Source organism: Acinetobacter stercoris (assembly GCF_900323515.1).
GTDB classification, from domain to species: domain Bacteria; phylum Pseudomonadota; class Gammaproteobacteria; order Pseudomonadales; family Moraxellaceae; genus Acinetobacter; species Acinetobacter stercoris.
On record NZ_OOGT01000370.1, the window covers coordinates 1 to 1,645 of the forward strand.

Below are 1,645 nucleotides of genomic sequence, written 5' to 3' on the forward strand. Positions count from 1 at the left end.
TATTATTATAGATAATAAAACCTATAAGACTGATGCCAATGGCGTAGCATCATTTAATGTTCAAGTTCCAAAGTCTACTAAACAAGTGGTGGTGAACTTTAAAAAAGAAGGTTTTGTAAACCAGTCCGTTTTATATGATGTTCCAACGACAAAAGCCATTAATATTTCAGCAAGTTTGTTACCAGTTAAGCAAACCATCACAGTTGATCATATAGAACTTGCACAAACCATTGAAAGTAAAGAACTACATGCCAGGATTGACATTCCTGCATCGGCATTTGTGCTGCCAAATGGTAAAGTTGCAACAGGTAAAATATCAGTTGATTTTACCCCGTGGGATATTACTGCAAATGATCTAAATGCGATGCCTGCTAATGGTGTTGCGAAAGATAAAAGCGGTAAGATTGTCAACTTGATTAGTGCAGGCATGATCTCAGCGACATTTAAAAATGCAGCAGGTCAGGAGTTGCAACTTGCACGAAATAAAACTGCCGATATTCAAATGGATTTACCTTTAAAGAGTATCAATAATCAGGCAATGAAAGCGGGTGTCAGTATCCCGATGTGGCACTTCGATGAAGCACAAGGATTGTGGGTCGAAGAAGGGACAGGTTATGTAGTGGATTCTGATAAGTCTTCGACAGGTCTAGCTGTTACAGCCAAAGTAAGTCATTTCTCAACATGGAACTGGGATTATAAGTTTGTAGCTTCTGGCTCAGTCTTTGTACAATGTCAGTCTAAAGGGGTAGGCGTCCCATGTAATGTGGTGGCAAAAGTGACATTGGAAGATGGTTCTGGATTTACTAAAGCAAATTCATTGCCAGCAGAAGGCACAACGATTGTTAATATGCCAGCCAAAGGTTCAATACATTGGACTGCAAAAGATGTCACAGGTCAATTAGTTGCAGAGAAAACCTCAGGTACAGCTGGGAATGTGATTATTGATTTAGGTATACCAACAACAGAGAATTTAGTGAAATGTATTTTAGCCGATGGTACAGCTGTAGCATGCTCTGGAAAAATAAATAATCAGTTAGATTTTTCAATATCGAAAGAAGGTGGAAAAGTTATTTCGACCTTAAAAGATGACGATGGTCTGTTAGATTGGAATGCTCAATCTTCATTCATTTATGATAATGGTGAATGGGTTCGATTTAAAGGCACAGCAACATCCACTGTAAATGGCAACGTAACTATCCAATTAACTGAAAGAGAGGTTGTTTATGAAGCAGGAAAAGGTCTATCTTATAAAGCAATGTGCATGAAAAATGATGAAGAAAATACAGGTTCAGAATCACAACCTTGGATGCAAATTGATTGGACTGGAAAGAGTTGCGAGATTGAAGTTCAAGTATATTCGTCTGATGGTGGCTCAGAGTCTTTTTACTTTAATGGAGTGTACAACCAACCAATACAAATTGATTTACCAGAAAAGTATTCTGGATTCTCTTATGATCAAAGTGGAATAGTTTCATCTATCTCAGTTACAGGAACTTTACTCGTTAATGATTGGCTATTAGGGACACGTGTTTATCTAGAGGGATCAGAAGATAGAAATCAAATTATTCCTTTATATATGGGACCGTGGTGGTAATTAATAGAATTATTTAAAATTCTATCTATGAATTAATCTTTCACCTGATTG

At 37.1% G+C, this 1,645-nt stretch carries 1 protein-coding gene; it reads left to right on the plus strand.

The genetic code is table 11. The features are described 5' to 3' along the window. The coding region (locus KPC_RS19575) for an astroprincin family protein (RefSeq protein ID WP_121975974.1) at positions 1-1,594 on the plus strand (1,594 nt) is incomplete at its 5' end. Positions 1,595-1,645 lie beyond the last annotated feature (51 nt).